Below are 19248 nucleotides of genomic sequence, written 5' to 3' on the forward strand. Positions count from 1 at the left end.
AAATAAATTATAAACATTTTTAGGAGGCAACTATGAATCAAGAATTGATTAACATTATAAAAAATAACCATCCGTTTTCAGAAAAACAAATTAAAACAGTTCTAGAATTGCTAGAAGATAAGAATACAGTTCCTTTTATTGCGAGATACAGAAAAGAACTAACAGGTGGATTAGATGAAGTTGAAATCAAACTTATAGAAACTGAATATAATTATGCTGTTAATTTACAGAAACGAAAAGAAGAAGTTATACGACTTATCGATGAACAAGGGTTGCTTACTGAAGATTTAAAAAATGATATTTTAAAACAAACAAAACTTCAAAGAATAGAAGACTTGTATCGTCCATTTAAGAAAAAGAAAAAAACGAGAGCAACAGAAGCAAAAAGAAAAGGGCTTGAGCCTTTAGCAACATGGATTATTAAAGGCGAAGATACACATACACTTGAAGATGAAGCGGCTCAATATATTACTGAAGAAGTTAAATCAGAAAAAGACGCTATTAAAGGTGCACAAGATATAATCGCCGAAATTGTCTCTGATGAACCAAAATACCGAAAATACATATTAAATCAAATTGAAACTCAAGGTAAACTCGTAACTGAGAAAAAGAAAAAAGCAGAAGACGAAAAAAATATATTTGAAATGTATTACGAATATGAAGAGCCTATTAAAAAAATCGTACCTCATAGAGTGTTGGCAATTAATCGTGGCGAAACTGAAGGTGTACTAAAAGTAAGTTTCGATATAGACCAAGAAAAGTTAGAGTCATATTTGATAAAACAATATATTGGTGAAAAGCATAAACATTTTGAAGTTATAAAAGAAGCAATACAAGATGGTTTAAAACGTTTAATATTACCATCAATTGAAAGAGAAATAAGAACTGAATTAACTCAAAAAGCTGAAAATCATGCTATTGAAATTTTTTCTGAGAATTTGAAGAACTTATTATTACAACCTCCATTGAAAGGTAAAAAGATATTAGGACTAGATCCAGCCTATAGAACTGGTTGTAAATTAGCAGTAATAAATGAGTACGGTTCATTTGTAGATAAGAATGTAATTTATCCTCATCCACCAGTATCTAAAATAGAACAATCGGAAAAAGTATTTTTAGATATGGTTAATAAGCATCAGATTGAATTGGTTGCTATAGGTAATGGTACTGCAAGTAGAGAGTCGGAACAATTTGTGGCAGAAATGATAAAGAAACATAACTTATCTTGTCAGTTTATAATTGTTAACGAAGCGGGAGCATCAGTATATTCAGCTTCGGAAGTTGCACGTGAAGAATTCCCAGACTTTAAAGTTGAGGAAAGAAGTGCAGTGTCAATAGGTAGACGTGTACAAGATCCATTGAGTGAATTAGTGAAGATTGATCCTAAATCAATAGGTGTAGGACAATATCAGCATGACGTTAACCAAAAGAGTTTATCAGAAACTTTAAAATTCGTTGTAGAAACTGCTGTAAACCAAGTTGGTGTTGATGTAAACACAGCTTCACCATCATTATTAAGTTATGTATCAGGTTTGAGCAATACTGTAGCGCATAATATTATCAAGTTTAGAGAAGAGCAAGGCGCTATAAAACATCATTCTGAAATTGCGAAAGTACCTAGATTAGGTAATAAGACATTTGAACAAAGTATCGGTTTCTTAAGAATTTTAGAAGGTACAGAACCTTTAGACAAAACTGCTATACATCCAGAAAGTTATGAAGCAGCTTATGAATTAATTAAATATGTAGGGTTATCTAAAGAAGATATAGGAACAGATAACTTAAAAGAAAAATTAAATAAAATAGAATTAAATGAAACGAGTGAGAAACTAAATATAGGTGTACCTACATTAGAAGATATCATTTCTTCACTAATTGCACCTCTTAGGGACCCACGTGATCAGTTTGAAACACCAATTCTGAAATCAGATGTTTTATCCATGGAAGATTTAAAACCAAATATGGCATTAAGTGGTACTGTAAGAAATGTAGTAGATTTCGGTGCGTTCGTAGATGTAGGAGTTAAACAAGATGGTTTAGTTCATATATCTAAATTATCGAAAGGTTTTGTAAAACATCCAATGAATGTTGTTAGCGTTGGAGATATTGTAGATGTATGGGTGTTAGATGTTAATCTAGAAAAACAAAAAATATCACTAACAATGATAGATCCTAATGGAAAATAATGAACTACAAGAACTTGTTTCACAAATTTCGTTGGAGTATTTTCAAAAGCCCTTTAAACATCAAGCAATATTTAATAAACGTTTAAGAACAACGGGTGGGCGATATCTACTTAATTCACATAATATAGAAATTAATCCAGAACAACTTAATCATTTCGGTGAAAAAGCACTAATTGATATTATTAAACATGAACTTTGCCACTATCATCTACATATAGAAGGTAAAGGATATCAACATAGAGATAAAGATTTTAAGCAGTTAATACAATTAGTAGATGCACCGAGATTTTGTAAACCTATTAAAAGTTATGATGAACGAGCTAATTATGTATATACATGTACTAAATGTAAATTGAAATTTAAAAGAATCAAAAAGGTAAATACACAGAAATATAGATGTGGACGATGTGGTGGAAAGTTAAAAATAGTATCAAAAATAAACTAAAGGAAAGTACTACACTAGAAATTTGAAGTGTAGTACTTTTTTTATAAAAAAACGTACAAAAGTTGTTGACGAAATTAGAAATCCGTCGTATGATAATAAACGTTGCTTAAACAAAACGAACCAAAACGTTAAGGCAATTTCAAGAAAGTAAAATTACATTAAAAAGTTAAACTAAATTGTTGACTTTGTAAACATTAAGTAATATAATTAATGACAGTCACTTAAATAAGAAATTGATTGAAAGAGCTGCAAACCATGCGCGGTCGTGGCGGAATGGCAGACGCGCTAGGTTGAGGGCCTAGTGGGAGAAATCCCGTGGAGGTTCAACTCCTCTCGGCCGCACCATTCATCAATTTAAATCGAATAAGCGGGTGTAGTTTAGTGGTAAAACCTCAGCCTTCCAAGCTGATGATGTCGGTTCGATTCCGATCACCCGCTCCATAAAATTTTTAAAATGAACATTGAAAACTGAATGACAATATGTCAACGTTAATTCCAATAATTGAGTACTGAAAGTACTTCAAAGAGTGATTGGCTTAACCAATCAACAAGAGCTAATCAAGCTTACTTCTTTTATGGAGAGTTTGATCCTGGCTCAGGATGAACGCTGGCGGCGTGCCTAATACATGCAAGTCGAGCGAACAGATGAGAAGCTTGCTTCTCTGATGTTAGCGGCGGACGGGTGAGTAACACGTGGGTAACCTACCTATAAGACTGGGATAACTCCGGGAAACCGGGGCTAATACCGGATAATATATTGAACCGCATGGTTCAATGTTGAAAGACGGTTTCGGCTGTCACTTATAGATGGACCCGCGCCGTATTAGCTAGTTGGTAAGGTAACGGCTTACCAAGGCAACGATACGTAGCCGACCTGAGAGGGTGATCGGCCACACTGGAACTGAGACACGGTCCAGACTCCTACGGGAGGCAGCAGTAGGGAATCTTCCGCAATGGGCGAAAGCCTGACGGAGCAACGCCGCGTGAGTGATGAAGGTCTTAGGATCGTAAAACTCTGTTGTTAGGGAAGAACAAATTTGTTAGTAACTGAACAAGTCTTGACGGTACCTAACCAGAAAGCCACGGCTAACTACGTGCCAGCAGCCGCGGTAATACGTAGGTGGCAAGCGTTATCCGGAATTATTGGGCGTAAAGCGCGCGTAGGCGGTTTCTTAAGTCTGATGTGAAAGCCCACGGCTCAACCGTGGAGGGTCATTGGAAACTGGGGAACTTGAGTGCAGAAGAGGAGAGTGGAATTCCATGTGTAGCGGTGAAATGCGCAGAGATATGGAGGAACACCAGTGGCGAAGGCGGCTCTCTGGTCTGTAACTGACGCTGATGTGCGAAAGCGTGGGGATCAAACAGGATTAGATACCCTGGTAGTCCACGCCGTAAACGATGAGTGCTAAGTGTTAGGGGGTTTCCGCCCCTTAGTGCTGCAGCTAACGCATTAAGCACTCCGCCTGGGGAGTACGACCGCAAGGTTGAAACTCAAAGGAATTGACGGGGACCCGCACAAGCGGTGGAGCATGTGGTTTAATTCGAAGCAACGCGAAGAACCTTACCAAATCTTGACATCCTTTGACCGCTCTAGAGATAGAGTTTTCCCCTTCGGGGGACAAAGTGACAGGTGGTGCATGGTTGTCGTCAGCTCGTGTCGTGAGATGTTGGGTTAAGTCCCGCAACGAGCGCAACCCTTAAGCTTAGTTGCCATCATTAAGTTGGGCACTCTAGGTTGACTGCCGGTGACAAACCGGAGGAAGGTGGGGATGACGTCAAATCATCATGCCCCTTATGATTTGGGCTACACACGTGCTACAATGGATAATACAAAGGGCAGCGAACCCGCGAGGTCAAGCAAATCCCATAAAATTATTCTCAGTTCGGATTGTAGTCTGCAACTCGACTACATGAAGCTGGAATCGCTAGTAATCGTAGATCAGCATGCTACGGTGAATACGTTCCCGGGTCTTGTACACACCGCCCGTCACACCACGAGAGTTTGTAACACCCGAAGCCGGTGGAGTAACCTTTTATTAGGAGCTAGCCGTCGAAGGTGGGACAGATGATTGGGGTGAAGTCGTAACAAGGTAGCCGTATCGGAAGGTGCGGCTGGATCACCTCCTTTCTAAGGATATTACGGAATGACCATAAGGTCATGGAATAACGGAGACATATTGTATTCAGTTTTGAATGTTTATTTGACATTCAACATTGCACATTGAAAACTAGATAAGTAAGCAAATAGATTTTACCAAGCAAAAAACCGAGTGAATTTTTAACGAAATTCAACAAGCTTAATAATCGCGCGTCGTCTTTTTAGACGACATCACAGATTAATAACTGGTAAAGGTTAGTTAAACATGGTTGTATCTTCGATACACAGTGCTTAACTAAGGATTTACATGATTAAGTTATTAAGGGCGCACGGTGGATGCCTTGGCACTAGAAGCCGAAGAAGGACGTTACTAACGACGATATGCTTTGGGGAGCTGTAAGTACGCTTTGATCCAGAGATTTCCGAATGGGGAAACCCAGCATGAGTTATGTCATGTTATCCACATATGAATACATAGTATGTGAGAAGGCACACCCGGAGAACTGAAACATCTTAGTACCCGGAGGAAGAGAAAGAAAACTCGATTCCCTGAGTAGCGGCGAGCGAAACGGGAATAGCCCAAACCAATAGGCTTGCCTATTGGGGTTGTAGGACACTCAATACGGAGTTACAAAGGAAATAATTAGACGAATGGTTTTGGAAAAGCCAACCATAGAAGGTAAAGGTCCTGTAGTCGAAAGTTATTTCTCTCCTGAGTGGATCCTGAGTACGGCGGAACACGTGTAATTCCGTCGGAATCTGGGAGGACCATCTCCCAAGGCTAAATACTCTCTAGTGACCGATAGTGAACCAGTACCGTGAGGGAAAGGTGAAAAGCACCCCGGAAGGGGAGTGAAATAGAACCTGAAACCGTGTGCTTACAAATAGTCAGAGCCCGTTAATGGGTGATGGCGTGCCTTTTGTAGAATGAACCGGCGAGTTACGATTTGATGCAAGGTTAAGCAGTAAATGTGGAGCCGTAGCGAAAGCGAGTCTGAATAGGGCGAATGAGTATCTGGTCGTAGACCCGAAACCAAGTGATCTACCCATGTCCAGGTTGAAGTTCAGGTAACACTGAATGGAGGACCGAACCGACTTACGTTGAAAAGTGAGCGGATGAGGTGTGGGTAGCGGAGAAATTCCAATCGAACTTGGAGATAGCTGGTTCTCTCCGAAATAGCTTTAGGGCTAGCCTCAAGTGATGATTATTGGAGGTAGAGCACTGTTTGGACGAGGGGCCCCTCTAGGGTTACCGAATTCAGACAAACTCCGAATGCCAAATAATTTAACTTGGGAGTCAGACTATGGGTGATAAGGTCCATAGTCGAAAGGGAAACAGCCCAGACCACCAGCTAAGGTCCCAAAATATATGTTAAGTGGAAAAGGATGTGGCGTTGCCCAGACAACTAGGATGTTGGCTTAGAAGCAGCCATCATTTAAAGAGTGCGTAATAGCTCACTAGTCGAGTGACACTGCGCCGAAAATGTACCGGGGCTAAACATATTACCGAAGCTGTGGATTATCCGTAAGGATAATGGTAGGAGAGCGTTCTAAACGTGTTGAAGCATGATCGCAAGGACATGTGGAATGTTTAGAAGTGAGAATGCCGGTGTGAGTAGCGAAAGATGGGTGAGAATCCCATCCACCGATTGACTAAGGTTTCCAGAGGAAGGCTCGTCCGCTCTGGGTTAGTCGGGACCTAAGCCGAGGCCGATAGGCGTAGGCGATGGATAACAGGTAGATATTCCTGTACCACCTATGATTGTTTGAACGATGGGGGGACGCAGTAGGATAGGCGAAGCGTGCTGTTGGAGTGCACGTCCAAGCAACAAGACTGAGTGTTAGGCAAATCCGGCACTCGTAAGGTTGAGTTGTGATGGGGAGTTGGATCATGAATCCGACGAGTCGTTGATTTCACACTGCCAAGAAAAGCCTCTAGTTAGAAAATAGGTGCCCGTACCGCAAACCGACACAGGTAGTCAAGATGAGAATTCTAAGGTGAGCGAGCGAACTCTCGTTAAGGAACTCGGCAAAATGACCCCGTAACTTCGGGAGAAGGGGTGCTTTTTAAGGTGCAAGCCTTGAAGAGCCGCAGTGAATAGGCCCAAGCGACTGTTTATCAAAAACACAGGTCTCTGCTAAACCGTAAGGTGATGTATAGGGGCTGACGCCTGCCCGGTGCTGGAAGGTTAAGAGGAGTGGTTAGCTTCTGCGAAGCTACGAATCGAAGCCCCAGTAAACGGCGGCCGTAACTATAACGGTCCTAAGGTAGCGAAATTCCTTGTCGGGTAAGTTCCGACCCGCACGAAAGGCGTAACGATTTGGGCACTGTCTCAACGAGAGACTCGGTGAAATCATAGTACCTGTGAAGATGCAGGTTACCCGCGACAGGACGGAAAGACCCCGTGGAGCTTTACTGTAGCCTGATATTGAAATTCGGCACAGCTTGTACAGGATAGGTAGGAGCCTTAGAAACGTGAGCGCTAGCTTACGTGGAGGCGCTGGTGGGATACTACCCTGGCTGTGTTGACTTTCTAACCCGCACCATTTGATCATGGTGGGAGACAGTGTCAGGCGGGCAGTTTGACTGGGGCGGTCGCCTCCTAAAGAGTAACGGAGGCGCTCAAAGGTTCCCTCAGAATGGTTGGAAATCATTCGCAGAGTGTAAAGGCACAAGGGAGCTTGACTGCGAGACTTACAAGTCGAGCAGGGTCGAAAGACGGACTTAGTGATCCGGTGGTTCCGCATGGAAGGGCCATCGCTCAACGGATAAAAGCTACCCCGGGGATAACAGGCTTATCTCCCCCAAGAGTTCACATCGACGGGGAGGTTTGGCACCTCGATGTCGGCTCATCGCATCCTGGGGCTGTAGTCGGTCCCAAGGGTTGGGCTGTTCGCCCATTAAAGCGGTACGCGAGCTGGGTTCAGAACGTCGTGAGACAGTTCGGTCCCTATCCGTCGTGGGCGTAGGAAATTTGAGAGGAGCTGTCCTTAGTACGAGAGGACCGGGATGGACATACCTCTGGTGTACCAGTTGTCGTGCCAACGGCATAGCTGGGTAGCTATGTATGGACGGGATAAGTGCTGAAAGCATCTAAGCATGAAGCCCCCCTCAAGATGAGATTTCCCAACTTCGGTTATAAGATCCCTCAAAGATGATGAGGTTAATAGGTTCGGGGTGTAAGCGCAGTAATGTGTGTAGCTGACGAATACTAATCGATCGAAGACTTAATCAAATTTTTAAAATCGGTTTTTGAGCCGTAAAATCTGCTTACTATCTAGTTTTGAATGTGCAATACATTCTTAATAAGTTTTTACTATTTGTCTGGTGACGATAGCAAAGAGGTCACACCTGTTCCCATGCCGAACACAGAAGTTAAGCTCTTTAGCGCCGATGGTAGTTGGGCTTACGTTCCGCGAGAGTAGGACGTTGCCGGGCAAATTATTATAAAATGGATGCGATGAGCCGCACTCGAGACCTGTTAGGTCTCTTTTTTTTGATTTAATTTAAAGACTAATCTTTCTATTTCTATACATACAAATGGGAGTGGAACAGAAATCTCATTTTATTAAAAAGATTTCATAGTCCCACCCCGGCAAGGATGACTAGGTATGAAAAAAGCTTGATATAAGCGCATTTTCATACCAGTCAGCTACTGCCAATACAAAAAGAGAGTCTGGGACAATTATTTATGTCCCAGACTCATTTGTATTATATGAGTAATGAGTAAAGCATCTTATTTTGATTAATATAAATGTATTTAGGGTCAAATTCACTAACATTTTTATAAAGCTGATCAAGATCATTATGGTCTTTTAATTGTATACCGATAATAACGGTACCTGTATTTTGACTCGATTTCTTTAAGTACTCGAATTTAGTAATATCATCATTCGGTCCTAAAACATCATTAACAAATTCTCTTAAAGCACCAGGTCTTTGAGGGAAATTAACAATAAAGTAATGTTTCATATCTTCAAATAGCAATGAACGTTCTTCTATTTCCTTCATTCTATTAATATCATTGTTGCCACCACTGACGATACATACTACATTTTTACCTTTAATTTCATTTTTGTAATGGTTTAATGCCGATACACTTAAAGCACCTGCAGGCTCAGCTATAATAGCTAATTTCGAATACATATCTAAGATTGTGCTACACACTTCACCTTCATCGATTGCGACAAAATTATCTACAACGTTTTTAGCGATATCAAATGTTAATTCGCCAACTTTACCTACTGAAGCACCATCTACGAATTTATCTATATCTGTAAGTGCTACAACTTTATTAGCTTTCACAGATTGTGCCATACTGCTAGCACCTAATGGCTCAACACCAATTAATTGTGTAGAAGGGCTCTTATCTTTTAAATAAGTACCAACTCCAGAGATAAGGCCGCCGCCTCCAACTGCTGCAAAACAATAATCAAAATTTATATTTTCTTCAGAAGAAAAGTCTAGGATTTCTTTTGCTATAGTACCTTGTCCTGCAATCGTATTTAAATTATTAAATGGATCAATAAATGATAAATTAAATTTATTAGTGTACTCTAGTGCGTGTTTTAGACAATCATCGAATGTATCACCGATCAATTCAATTTGCACGAATTCTCCACCATGAAATTTAACTTGATTTATTTTTTGTGACGGAGTAGTAACAGGCATGAATATTACAGCTTTAATACCTAAATACTTAGCTGTAAATGCAACACCTTGTGCGTGATTACCTGCACTTGCGCAACTTACACCATTAGCACGTTGTTCATCAGTTAGTTGATTAATCGCGTAATACGCGCCTCGTAATTTAAAAGATCTTACCCATTGCATATCTTCACGTTTTAGATATACATTACAATCAAATTTTTGAGATAAGTATAAGTCTTTTTCAAGTGGTGTTTGTTTGACGGTATCTTTAAGTTTTAAAAATGCATCTTCGATATCATCGGTACTTAATCGAGTTTTTAAGGTCATTCTATCACTCCTATATTAGTTGTGCGTTTTTTCATATTCATTAATTTGGTCTTCATATGTTAATGTAATTGCAATATCATCTAGTCCATTAACGAGTTTATTTTTCCATGTTGCATCAATATCGAAGTGATATTTAGCTTCTGGTGTTATAATTTCTTGATTTGGTAAATCTATTGTAATTTCACTATGTTGAGCAATTGATTCTCTATCTGTTTTATTTTCAATAGCAATAGGAAGCATACCGTTTTTAGTACAGTTCATGTAAAAGATATCACTAAAGCTACCAGCTATTATAATAAGAAAACCAAAGTCTTTTAAAGCCCATGCAGCGTGTTCTCTTGATGAACCACAACCGAAGTTATCTCCAGAAATTAAAATAGATGCGCCTTTATATTCAGGTTTATTTAAATTGAATTCTGGATTTTCTGAGCCATCTGAAAGGTAGCGCCATTCATCGAATAAAAATGGTCCGAATCCTGTTTTAGAAATACGTTTTAAAAATGCTTTAGGAATAATTTGATCTGTATCAATATTATTATTTAATAGAGGTACAGTTTTACCATTAAATATATTAATAGGTTCCATTTAAATGACCACCTTTCTTGTATCTACAAATCTACCATTAATTGCAGCAGCTGCAGCCATAGCAGGGGATACTAGATGAGTTCTAGCTCCTTTACCTTGTCTTCCTTCGAAGTTACGGTTACTTGTAGATGCACAGTGTACTCCATCAGGTACTTGGTCTGGATTCATACCTAGACACATTGAACATCCAGGTTCTCTCCAATCAAAACCAGCGTCTTTAAATATTTTGTCTAGACCTAATGCCTCGGCTTGAAGTTTAACACTTCTTGAACCAGGGACAACAATAGCTGTTATATTAGAGTGGACGGTATGACCATCTACGATTTTACTTGCTTCGATTAAGTCTGAAAGTCTAGCATTTGTACATGAACCTAGAAATACATATCCTAAAGGAATATCTCTTGCTGTTTGACCTGGTTCAAGTCCCATATAATTATAAGCTCTTTCATCATTTAAATCATTTATTTCAGGGAAAGGAGTACTAAAACTTACGCCCATCTCGGGACTAGTTCCCCAAGTCACTTGTGGTTCTAAATCGGTCACATCTACATTGATAATTTTATCGTAAGTAGCGTCTTCGTCCGAATAGAGTTCTTTCCATTCTTCTACTTTTTCTTCAAAGTTTTCAGGTTGGTATTCACGACCTTTAACATATTCAAAAGTTGTTTCATCTGGTTTCATCATACCGTATTTTGCGCCAGCTTCAATTGCCATATTACAAATGGTCATGCGTTCATCCATCGTCATATTTTCAATTGCTTCTCCAGCGAATTCTAATGCGTAACCAGTTCCAAAATCTACACCATGTTGATTGATTAAATAAAGAATAAGGTCTTTGGCATAAACACCATTAGGTAAACTTCCATCTACTTGTATTTTTAAGTTTTTAGGTTTAGTTTGCCATAGAGTTTGTGTTGCAAAAACATGTTCTACTTCACTTGTACCAATACCAAAAGCTATAGCACCAAATGCGCCATGTGTAGCTGTATGAGAATCGCCACATACAATTGTTTTTCCTGGTTGTGTTAAACCTGTTTCAGGTCCAACCATGTGCACAATACCTTGTTCATCTGAACCCATATCAAATAACTTTACACCGAAAGCCTCACAGTTTTTTTGCAAAGCTTGAATTTGTTTATTAGCTATTTCATCTCTAATATTGAATATATCAACTGTCGGTACATTGTGATCTAACGTAGCAAATGTACGATCAGGTCGTCGGACTTTCCTATTTTGCAATCTTAAGCCTTCAAAAGCTTGAGGAGAAGTGACTTCATGTATTAGGTGTAAGTCGATATATAATAATTGTGGTTCACCTTCTTTACCGGCTATTATATGTCGATTCCATACTTTATCAAATAATGTTTGACTCATGTCGTTTCCTCCTTTTAAATTGATTTTTTAATAGTTTCGAAGACTTCAGATGTGCTAGATTGTCCACCTAAATCTTTTGTTGAAATACCTTCTTTTATTGTTTTAAATACGATAACTTCTAAATGTTGTGCACATTCTGGTTGATTTAAACTTTCACGTATTAACATTGCTAAAGATAATAACATGCCACTTGGATTTGCTATATCTTTTCCAGCGATATCAGGAGCTGAACCATGAATAGGTTCATATAAACTAGGTCCGTCTTCTCCAAAGCTAGCTGAAGGTGATAATCCTAATGAACCTGGGATAACCGATGCTTCATCGCTTAAAATATCACCAAATAAGTTTTCAGTTACAATTACATCGAATTGTCTTGGATTTGTTATAAGATGCATGCTGCAAGCATCTACGAGTAAATGATTTAAAGTTACATCAGGATATTGTTTTGAAACTGTTTCTAATGTTTGTCTCCATAATTTTGAAGAACTTAATACATTTTCTTTATCTACTGAAGTTACAACTTTATTTCTATGTTGAGCTAGTTTAAAAGCAACATGTGCTATTCGTGTTATTTCATCAACTGAATAAGCTAGAGTATCTACAGCTTTATTTTCATCGAAATATTTTGGTTCGCCAAAATATAAACCGCCTGTTAATTCTCTAACGATGATAAAATCTGTATTTTTTACTAATGATTCTTTAAGTGGAGAAAGGTGTGCAGTTGATTCAGTAACAATTGTAGGCCTAATATTAGCAAAAAGTTTAAGTGCTTTTCTGATACCTAATAGTCCATGTTCAGGTCTGTTTTTAGGATCTGTCCATTTAGGTCCTCCAACAGCACCTAACAAAATAGCATCACTGTTTTTACATGCTTCTAATGTATCAGGAGGTAAAGGTTCGCCATGTTTATCTATGGCGATACCTCCAAAATCTTTTGATACTACTTCATATTCAAAATTAAATTTCTTTGACAGGATTTCTAAAATTTCTAAACTACCTGTTAAAATCTCTGGGCCTATACCATCACCGGGTAGGGCAGTGATTTTGTATGTCATGACTTCACGCCTTCTTTCAATGTAGTTTCACTATGTTTCGCATGCGCTTCAACATAAGCTTTGCATGAAGCATATAAAATATCGTAATCAATACCGATACCTGTATATGTTTCATCTTCAAATTCAACTTGTACATGAACTTCAGCTTGAGCGTCCGTTCCTTCAGTAATTGATTCAATTCTATATTGTTGAAGAGTAGGTGAATAATCAAAAATTCTATCTATGGCATTATAAATTGAAATGATAGAACCAGATCCAATCGATGAATCTTGATAAGTTTTACCTTCTTTATCTTCAATAACGACGACTGCGCTTTGCAGGCCGTTAGATACGAATTGCAGTTGAAGAGCATTAACTTTATAATACGCATTTTCTTCATGTTCACTACCGCGTAAAATAGCGTGTATATCACGATCAGTTACTTGTTTTTTCTTATCTGCAATAGATTTAAACTGTTTAAATACTTCGACTTGTTCGTCTGGTGTTAAGTCGTAGCCTAGTTCTATTAGTTTTTCACTGAAAGCATGTTTACCGGATAATTTACCTAGAGGTAATGAATTTTTTACAACACCGACGAGTTGTGGTGTCATAATTTCATATGTTTCTGGATTTTTTAAAATGCCATCTTGATGAATACCTGATTCATGGCTAAATGCATTTTGTCCGACAATGGCTTTATTTCTAGGAACTTGAAAGCCTGAATAACGACTGACCATGTCACTTGTATTTTTTGTTTCTTCTAAATTAATATTAGTAGAAAGGTTGTAATGGTCTTTTCTTACATACAATGCAAGTGCAATTTCTTCGAGTGCAGTATTACCAGCACGCTCTCCGATACCATTTATTGCACCTTCAACTCTACGAGCGCCATTTTCAAAAGCAGTAAGGCCGTTTGCTACGGCCATGCCTAGGTCATCGTGACAATGAGAGCTATAAATCACTTCATGGTCACTTTCAACTGATTCAATAATTGTCTTAAAGAGTTGACCATATTCTAAAGGATACGAATAACCTACAGTATCTGGAATATTGATTATATTAGCACCAGCATCAACAGCAGTTTGAATTGCTTTTATTAAAAATGGTAAAGGTGTTCTTGTAGCATCTTCAGGTGAAAACTGTACGTTTTCGAATAATGTTTTAGCATATGTGATATTCTCTTTAATCGACGCTAATACTTCATCTTCAGTCATTTTTAATTTGAATTCTAAATGGATAGGGCTAGTTGCTAAAAATACATGAACTTGTCTATGTTGAGCTAACTTTGTAGATTCATGTACAGCATCAATATCTGATTTTTTACATCTAGCTAAACCACATACAGCTGTTGTTGTTAATGCTTGTGAAATACTTTCCACTGATTTAAAACTACCTTCACTAGAAGCGGGGAATCCTGCTTCGATAACATCTACTCCCCATTTTTCTAGTTGTTTAGCAATTTTGAGACGTTCTTCGAATGAAAAGTTTACTCCAGGTGTTTGTTCTCCGTCTCTTAGAGTTGTATCGAATATTTGAATATGATCTGGCATAATTATCCTCTCCTTAAGTTACTATGATTTATTTGGACTGAATGCTTTTAGCTTTAACAAATGGCATCATGTCACGTAAATCTCTACCAACTGATTCAATTTGATGACCTTGTTGTTCTTTACGCATTCTTAAGAACTCTTTAAAGCCATTTTCATTATCTTTAATGAAGCTATCACTGAATGCTCCTGATTGAATATCTTTTAATACTGCTTTCATGTTGTCTTTAACATCTGGTGTAATAACGCGTTCTCCTGAAACATAGTCACCGTACTCAGCAGTATTTGAAATAGAGTAACGCATGTTTTCCATTCCGCCTTCATACATTAAATCAACGATTAATTTCATTTCGTGTAATACTTCGAAATAAGCAATTTCTGGTTGATATCCAGCTTCTACTAGTGTTTCAAATCCTGATTGGATTAACTTAGTAACACCGCCACATAATACAGCTTGTTCACCAAATAGGTCTGTTTCAGTTTCTTCTTCAAATGAAGTACCAATTACACCAGCACGAGTTGCTCCAATTCCTTTTGCATAGCTAAGCGCTAATTGAGTTGCTTTACCTGAAGCATCTTGGTACACAGCATATAAAGCTGGTACTGCGCTGCCTTCTGTAAATGTACGTCTTACAAGATGACCTGGTCCTTTAGGTGCTACTAGGAACACATCAACATTTTCAGGTGGTTGAATGACTTTGAAATGAATGTTAAATCCATGGGCAAATACTAATGCATTATTTGCTTCTAAATTAGGTTCAATTTCTTCTTTATATACTTGTCCTTGGATTTCATCTGGTAATAGAATCATTACAACGTCAGATTGTTTAACTGCTTCGTTAACTGGATATACTTCAAAGCCATCTTCTTTAGCTTGATCGAATGATTTACCTGGACGAATACCGATAACTACATCATATCCGTTATCTTTTAAGTTTTGTGCATGTGCATGTCCTTGAGAACCATACCCAACTACTGCAATTTTTTTACCTTGTAATGCGTCTTCTGTTACCGAGTTGTCATAAAATACTTTAGTCATAATAAAATGCCTCCAATAGTTAATTTGTTTTGTTTTTATAGTAATCCTGCAGAACCTGTTCGTGACACTTGTGTCACTGGATATATATCTAAATCATCCAATAGATTTTCTATTGTTTGATGGGTTCCAAAAGCTTGTAAATAGATGTGTTCTTCAACATCTTTTAAAATTGTGAGCTGTTCTTTATAAGGTTCGATCACTGATTCGAATTCTTGATAATTGCTAGGATGACCGAGCTTTATAAGAATCAACTCACGATTAAATAAATTTGTTTCTGTAATATCTAAAGCTGAAATTACGTTCACTTGTTTTTCTAATTGTTTAATGATCGTTTCGATACTACTTTCATCTGAAACATCGACGATAAATGTAATGTTAGTAATGCCTTCAGTTTCAGTTGGCGTTGCTGAAAGAGTAACAATGTTGTACTGTCTCCTTACAAAAATACTTGTAAGCCGGTTGAGTGTGCCCGCTCTATCGAGCACTAATGTCTTAATTGTTCTTTTCATTATTCCACGCCCTCCATCTTATAATTTGGTTGTCCACTTGGAACCATTGGTAGTACTGGTTCAGAAGGGGATATTCTAATTTCGATAAGAGCAGGGCCTTTATGTGCAAATGCTTCATCAAGTGTTGATTCTAATTTCTCATTTGAATCAATCATGAAACTTTTAACGCCATAACTTTCTGAAAGCTTCATGAAATCAGGTTGTCCAGAAAATACTGAATGTGAGAAACGTTGACTGTAAAATTTATCTTGCCACTGTTTTACCATCCCTAGTGTTCCATTATTGATAAGAACAATTTTAATATCGTTATCAAATTCGTTAAGAATAGCCATCTCTTGATTAGTCATTTGGAATCCACCGTCACCAACAAAGGCAACAACTGTCTTATCAGGATATGCAAATTTCGCACCCATTGCAGCTGGAATTCCGAATCCCATTGTTCCAAGACCACCACTTGTAATGATTTGTCCATGTGTTTTAAACGGATAATATTGAGCGACCCACATTTGGTGTTGACCTACATCTGTAGAAACTAATGCATCACCGTCAGTGATTTTACCAATATACTCGATTGCTTGTTGTGGTTTAACAAAGTCATCTGTAGGTGTATCGTATCTGAATGGGTAAGTCGCTTTATTTGATAGACAATGTTCGTACCATTCGTTATGAATTAATTCATGAGCATCATATTCTAACAATGCTTCTAGAGTGAGCTTTGCATCGGCAATAACACCTAAATCAGTAGGTATAATTTTATTGATTTCACTTGGATCGATATCGACATGAATAACTTTAGCGTCTTGAGCAAACTCATCAGGTTTACTTGCTAATCTATCATCAAATCTACTGCCAAAGTTAATCAACAAATCACATTCTGTAAGTGCCATATTACTTGCGTAAGAACCATGCATGCCGCCCATGCCTAAGAATAATGGGTCAGAGTAGGGAATTGACCCTAATCCTAATAAAGTATTCACTACTGGAATTTTAAATTTGTTAGCAAATTCAGTGAGTTCTTTAGAAGCTTCTGCATGATTCACACCAGCTCCAGCTAAAATAATTGGTCTTTTAGCTACACTCATCATTTGAATGATTTGCTCAATTTCTTTATCTTCAGGGTTTAAATTAAGCTGATAACCTGGTAAATCTAAATCTCTTGGTTCAACTTCAACTGTTTCTAATACGCCGATATCTTTAGGAAAATCGATTACAACTGGTCCCTTACGACCAGTAGAAGCAATATGAAAAGCTTCGTCTATAATCTTTGGAATATCTTTCACATCTGTTACTTGATAGTTATGTTTTGTAATTGGTGTTGTCATAGAAAGTAAATCCGCTTCTTGGAAAGCATCTTTACCAATACCTGGTCTATGCACTTGTCCAGTAATAACGATCAAAGGGATAGAGTCACTCATTGCATCTGCAATACCTGTTATTGTATTTGTAGCACCAGGTCCACTTGTTACAACAACCACGCCTGGTTTACCAGTAACTCTTGCATATCCTTCCGCGGCATGAACAGCACCTTGTTCATGCCTAGTTAAAATGTGAGGAACTTTACCATCATAAAAAGCATCATATAATGGAAGAACAGCGCCTCCAGGATAACCAAAGATATAATCAACTTTTTGATCAATAAATGATTGTACGAGTAATTCTGCTCCTGTGTAAGTTATTGTTTTTTCCTTAGTTGCTTCATCGGGTTCATTATAAGATTTAGTAGTTAGTGCCATGATAATCACTCCTTAAATTAATTCATCTGGTACTTTCATAATGCCACCTGTATTTGCACTTGTAACAAGGGCAGTATATCTAGCTAAATAGCCAGTTTTTACTTTTGCTTTAAATGGTTTGATATTTTGTTTTCTTTCGTGTAATTCAGCGTCAGAAACATTAACATCTAATTTACGATTAACTAAATCAATTACGATTTCGTCTCCATCGTTAATTAATCCAATAGGGCCACCAGCAGCAGCTTCAGGTGAAATGTGTCCGACAGCAACACCTCTTGTTGCACCAGAGAATCTTCCGTCAGTAATAAGTGCAACATCTTTACCTAAACCTCTACCTACGATGGATGAAGTAGGGGCTAACATTTCTGGCATTCCTGGTCCACCTTTAGGACCTTCATATCTAATAACAACTACGTGACCTTCACGTACTGTATGATTATCAATTGCTTCAACCGCTTCATCATGTGAGTCGAAGCAAATCGCTTTACCGACGAATTTACTAATAGATGGATCAACTCCGCCGACTTTAATAGCTGCACCATCTGGAGCGATATTTCCAAATAATATTGATAAACCTCCAGTTTTTGAAAATGCGTTTTCTTTTTTATGGATAACATCGAGGTTATTAATTTCTCTATTCTCGTTGTTTTCTCTTAATGTTTTACTAGTTACGGTAATTCTATCTGGATGTAATACATTATCCATAGTCAGCAATTCACCGATGATTGCTGGAACACCACCAGCTTCATGTACATCATGCATTGAGTAAGATGAGCTTGGGGCAATCTTAGATAAGTACGGTGTACGTTTAGCAATTTCGTTTACTCTGTTTAAATCGTAATCAATTCCTGCTTCATTTGCTAAAGCTAATGTGTGTAGAACTGTGTTAGTAGAACCACCCATTGCCATATCTAAAGCAAATGCGTCATCGATAGCATCTTTTGTTACGATATCTTTTGGTTTAATATCATTTTTAACTAAATCCATTAACTTGAATGCAGCATCTCGAATTAATTCTTTTCTTTGTTCACCAACTGCAATTGCTGTTCCGTTATAAGGTAGAGCTAAACCTAGCACTTCCATTAAACAGTTCATTGAGTTAGCAGTAAACATACCTGCACAAGAACCACAAGTAGGACACGCGTTTTGTTCCATATCCAAGAATTCTTCTTTACTCATTGATCCATCTTTAAATGCACCAACTGCTTCGAACATTGAAGATAGGTTTAATGCTTTTCCTGTTGAAGATAAACCTGCTTTCATCGGTCCACCTGAACAGAAAATAGCTGGTACGTTTGTTCTAACTGATGCTAGTAACATTCCTGGTGTGATTTTGTCACAGTTTGGCATGTAGAATACGCCGTCAAACCAGTGAGCGTTAATAACTGTTTCTGCTGCATCTGCGATAACTTCTCTACTTGGTAATGAGTAGCGCATGCCAATATGTCCCATTGCAATGCCATCGTCTACACCAATCGTATTAAATTCGAATGGAATACCACCTGCTTCTCTGATTGCTTCTTTAGCAACATCAGCTAACTCTCTTAGATGAACATGTCCTGGGACAATGTCGATGTAAGAGTTACAGATAGCAATAAACGGTTTGTTCATATCTGTTGGGTCTTTAATTTGTCCTGTTGCATGTAATAAGCTTCTTGCAGGTGCTTGTTGGTCACCTTTTTTGATCATGTCACTTCTCATATTTACACTCCTCTAGAAA

The 19248-nt window shown here is 38.1% G+C and carries 11 protein-coding genes, 2 tRNA genes and 3 rRNA genes; 7 read left to right on the forward strand and 9 right to left on the reverse strand.

Features of this window, described 5'->3' with window-relative positions:
- Positions 1–32 precede the first annotated feature (32 nt).
- The 7 genes from ACNMOQ_RS04150 (at position 33) to rrf (ending at position 8168) form a co-directional block, all read left to right on the forward strand.
- Positions 33–2186, forward strand: a complete 2154-nt coding sequence (locus ACNMOQ_RS04150; protein WP_416350272.1) for a Tex family protein — start codon at positions 33–35, stop codon at positions 2184–2186.
- On the forward strand, positions 2176–2631 hold the full coding sequence (locus tag ACNMOQ_RS04155) for a SprT family protein (protein WP_064204135.1): 456 nt from the start codon (positions 2176–2178) through the stop codon (positions 2629–2631). The genes ACNMOQ_RS04150 and ACNMOQ_RS04155 overlap by 11 nt, the downstream gene beginning before the upstream one ends.
- Positions 2632–2890: 259 nt before the next feature.
- Positions 2891–2976: transfer RNA gene (locus ACNMOQ_RS04160), tRNA-Leu, on the forward strand.
- A gap of 22 nt (positions 2977–2998) precedes the next feature.
- A tRNA-Gly gene (locus ACNMOQ_RS04165) sits at positions 2999–3072 on the forward strand.
- A 131-nt stretch (positions 3073–3203) separates the two neighbouring features.
- A 16S ribosomal RNA gene (locus ACNMOQ_RS04170) occupies positions 3204–4759 on the forward strand.
- A gap of 279 nt (positions 4760–5038) precedes the next feature.
- A 23S ribosomal RNA gene (locus ACNMOQ_RS04175) occupies positions 5039–7965 on the forward strand.
- Between the two features lie 88 nt (positions 7966–8053).
- A 5S ribosomal RNA gene (gene rrf, locus ACNMOQ_RS04180) occupies positions 8054–8168 on the forward strand.
- Together the 16S, 23S and 5S rRNA genes with 2 tRNA genes alongside form the textbook arrangement of a ribosomal RNA operon.
- 273 nt (positions 8169–8441) lie before the next feature.
- Here rrf and ilvA read toward each other — a convergent pair.
- Genes ilvA through ilvD form a run of 9 tightly spaced genes read right to left on the reverse strand, consistent with a single transcriptional unit; the run spans position 8442 to position 19229 of the window.
- Positions 8442–9707 carry a threonine ammonia-lyase IlvA gene (ilvA, locus tag ACNMOQ_RS04185; RefSeq protein WP_017001165.1) on the reverse strand — a complete coding sequence of 422 codons (1266 nt, stop codon included), beginning with the start codon at positions 9705–9707 and terminating at the stop codon, positions 8442–8444.
- 15 nt (positions 9708–9722) lie between these two features.
- On the reverse strand, positions 9723–10292 hold the full coding sequence (gene leuD / locus ACNMOQ_RS04190) for a 3-isopropylmalate dehydratase small subunit (RefSeq protein WP_017001164.1): 570 nt from the start codon (positions 10290–10292) through the stop codon (positions 9723–9725).
- Complete coding sequence (leuC, locus tag ACNMOQ_RS04195) at positions 10293–11666, reverse strand: 3-isopropylmalate dehydratase large subunit (protein WP_064204915.1); 1374 nt, start codon at positions 11664–11666, stop codon at positions 10293–10295. It abuts the gene before it with no gap.
- A 14-nt stretch (positions 11667–11680) separates the two neighbouring features.
- The gene (gene leuB, locus ACNMOQ_RS04200) at positions 11681–12721 is read right to left on the reverse strand and encodes a 3-isopropylmalate dehydrogenase (RefSeq protein WP_239706212.1); all 1041 of its coding nucleotides are present in this window, start codon (positions 12719–12721) and stop codon (positions 11681–11683) included.
- Entirely contained in the window at positions 12718–14250 is a 1533-nt protein-coding gene (locus ACNMOQ_RS04205; protein ID WP_416350273.1) for a 2-isopropylmalate synthase, read from the reverse strand. Before ACNMOQ_RS04205 ends, leuB begins: the two co-directional genes overlap by 4 nt.
- A gap of 28 nt (positions 14251–14278) precedes the next feature.
- Positions 14279–15310 carry a ketol-acid reductoisomerase gene (ilvC, locus tag ACNMOQ_RS04210; RefSeq protein WP_257504811.1) on the reverse strand — a complete coding sequence of 344 codons (1032 nt, stop codon included), beginning with the start codon at positions 15308–15310 and terminating at the stop codon, positions 14279–14281.
- Between the two features lie 11 nt (positions 15311–15321).
- Positions 15322–15795 carry an acetolactate synthase small subunit gene (gene ilvN / locus ACNMOQ_RS04215; RefSeq protein ID WP_017001159.1) on the reverse strand — a complete coding sequence of 158 codons (474 nt, stop codon included), beginning with the start codon at positions 15793–15795 and terminating at the stop codon, positions 15322–15324.
- Positions 15795–17528 (reverse strand): biosynthetic-type acetolactate synthase large subunit, encoded by a 1734-nt coding sequence (ilvB, locus tag ACNMOQ_RS04220; RefSeq protein WP_064204916.1) that lies wholly within the window; start codon positions 17526–17528, stop codon positions 15795–15797. Before ilvB ends, ilvN begins: the two co-directional genes overlap by 1 nt.
- Before the next feature lie 12 nt (positions 17529–17540).
- A complete protein-coding gene (gene ilvD, locus ACNMOQ_RS04225; RefSeq protein WP_416350274.1) occupies positions 17541–19229 on the reverse strand; it encodes a dihydroxy-acid dehydratase in 1689 nt (562 codons plus the stop codon).
- Positions 19230–19248: the final 19 nt, after the last annotated feature.

The sequence above is a fragment of the Mammaliicoccus lentus genome (assembly GCF_947036595.1).
Classification (GTDB): domain Bacteria; phylum Bacillota; class Bacilli; order Staphylococcales; family Staphylococcaceae; genus Mammaliicoccus; species Mammaliicoccus lentus.

Bases quoted from the DNA above. Each gene is read 5' to 3' on its own strand.
- ilvA (WP_017001165.1), bottom strand. From the start codon at position 9,707: ATGACCTTAAAAACTCGATTAAGTACCGATGATATCGAAGATGCATTT.
- leuD (WP_017001164.1), bottom strand. From the start codon at position 10,292: ATGGAACCTATTAATATATTTAATGGTAAAACTGTACCTCTATTAAAT.
- ilvN (WP_017001159.1), bottom strand. From the start codon at position 15,795: ATGAAAAGAACAATTAAGACATTAGTGCTCGATAGAGCGGGCACACTC.
- ACNMOQ_RS04155 (WP_064204135.1), top strand. From the start codon at position 2,176: ATGGAAAATAATGAACTACAAGAACTTGTTTCACAAATTTCGTTGGAG.
- ACNMOQ_RS04150 (WP_416350272.1), top strand. From the start codon at position 33: ATGAATCAAGAATTGATTAACATTATAAAAAATAACCATCCGTTTTCA.
- leuC (WP_064204915.1), bottom strand. From the start codon at position 11,666: ATGAGTCAAACATTATTTGATAAAGTATGGAATCGACATATAATAGCC.
- ACNMOQ_RS04205 (WP_416350273.1), bottom strand. From the start codon at position 14,250: ATGCCAGATCATATTCAAATATTCGATACAACTCTAAGAGACGGAGAA.
- ilvD (WP_416350274.1), bottom strand. From the start codon at position 19,229: ATGAGAAGTGACATGATCAAAAAAGGTGACCAACAAGCACCTGCAAGA.
- ilvB (WP_064204916.1), bottom strand. From the start codon at position 17,528: ATGGCACTAACTACTAAATCTTATAATGAACCCGATGAAGCAACTAAG.
- leuB (WP_239706212.1), bottom strand. From the start codon at position 12,721: ATGACATACAAAATCACTGCCCTACCCGGTGATGGTATAGGCCCAGAG.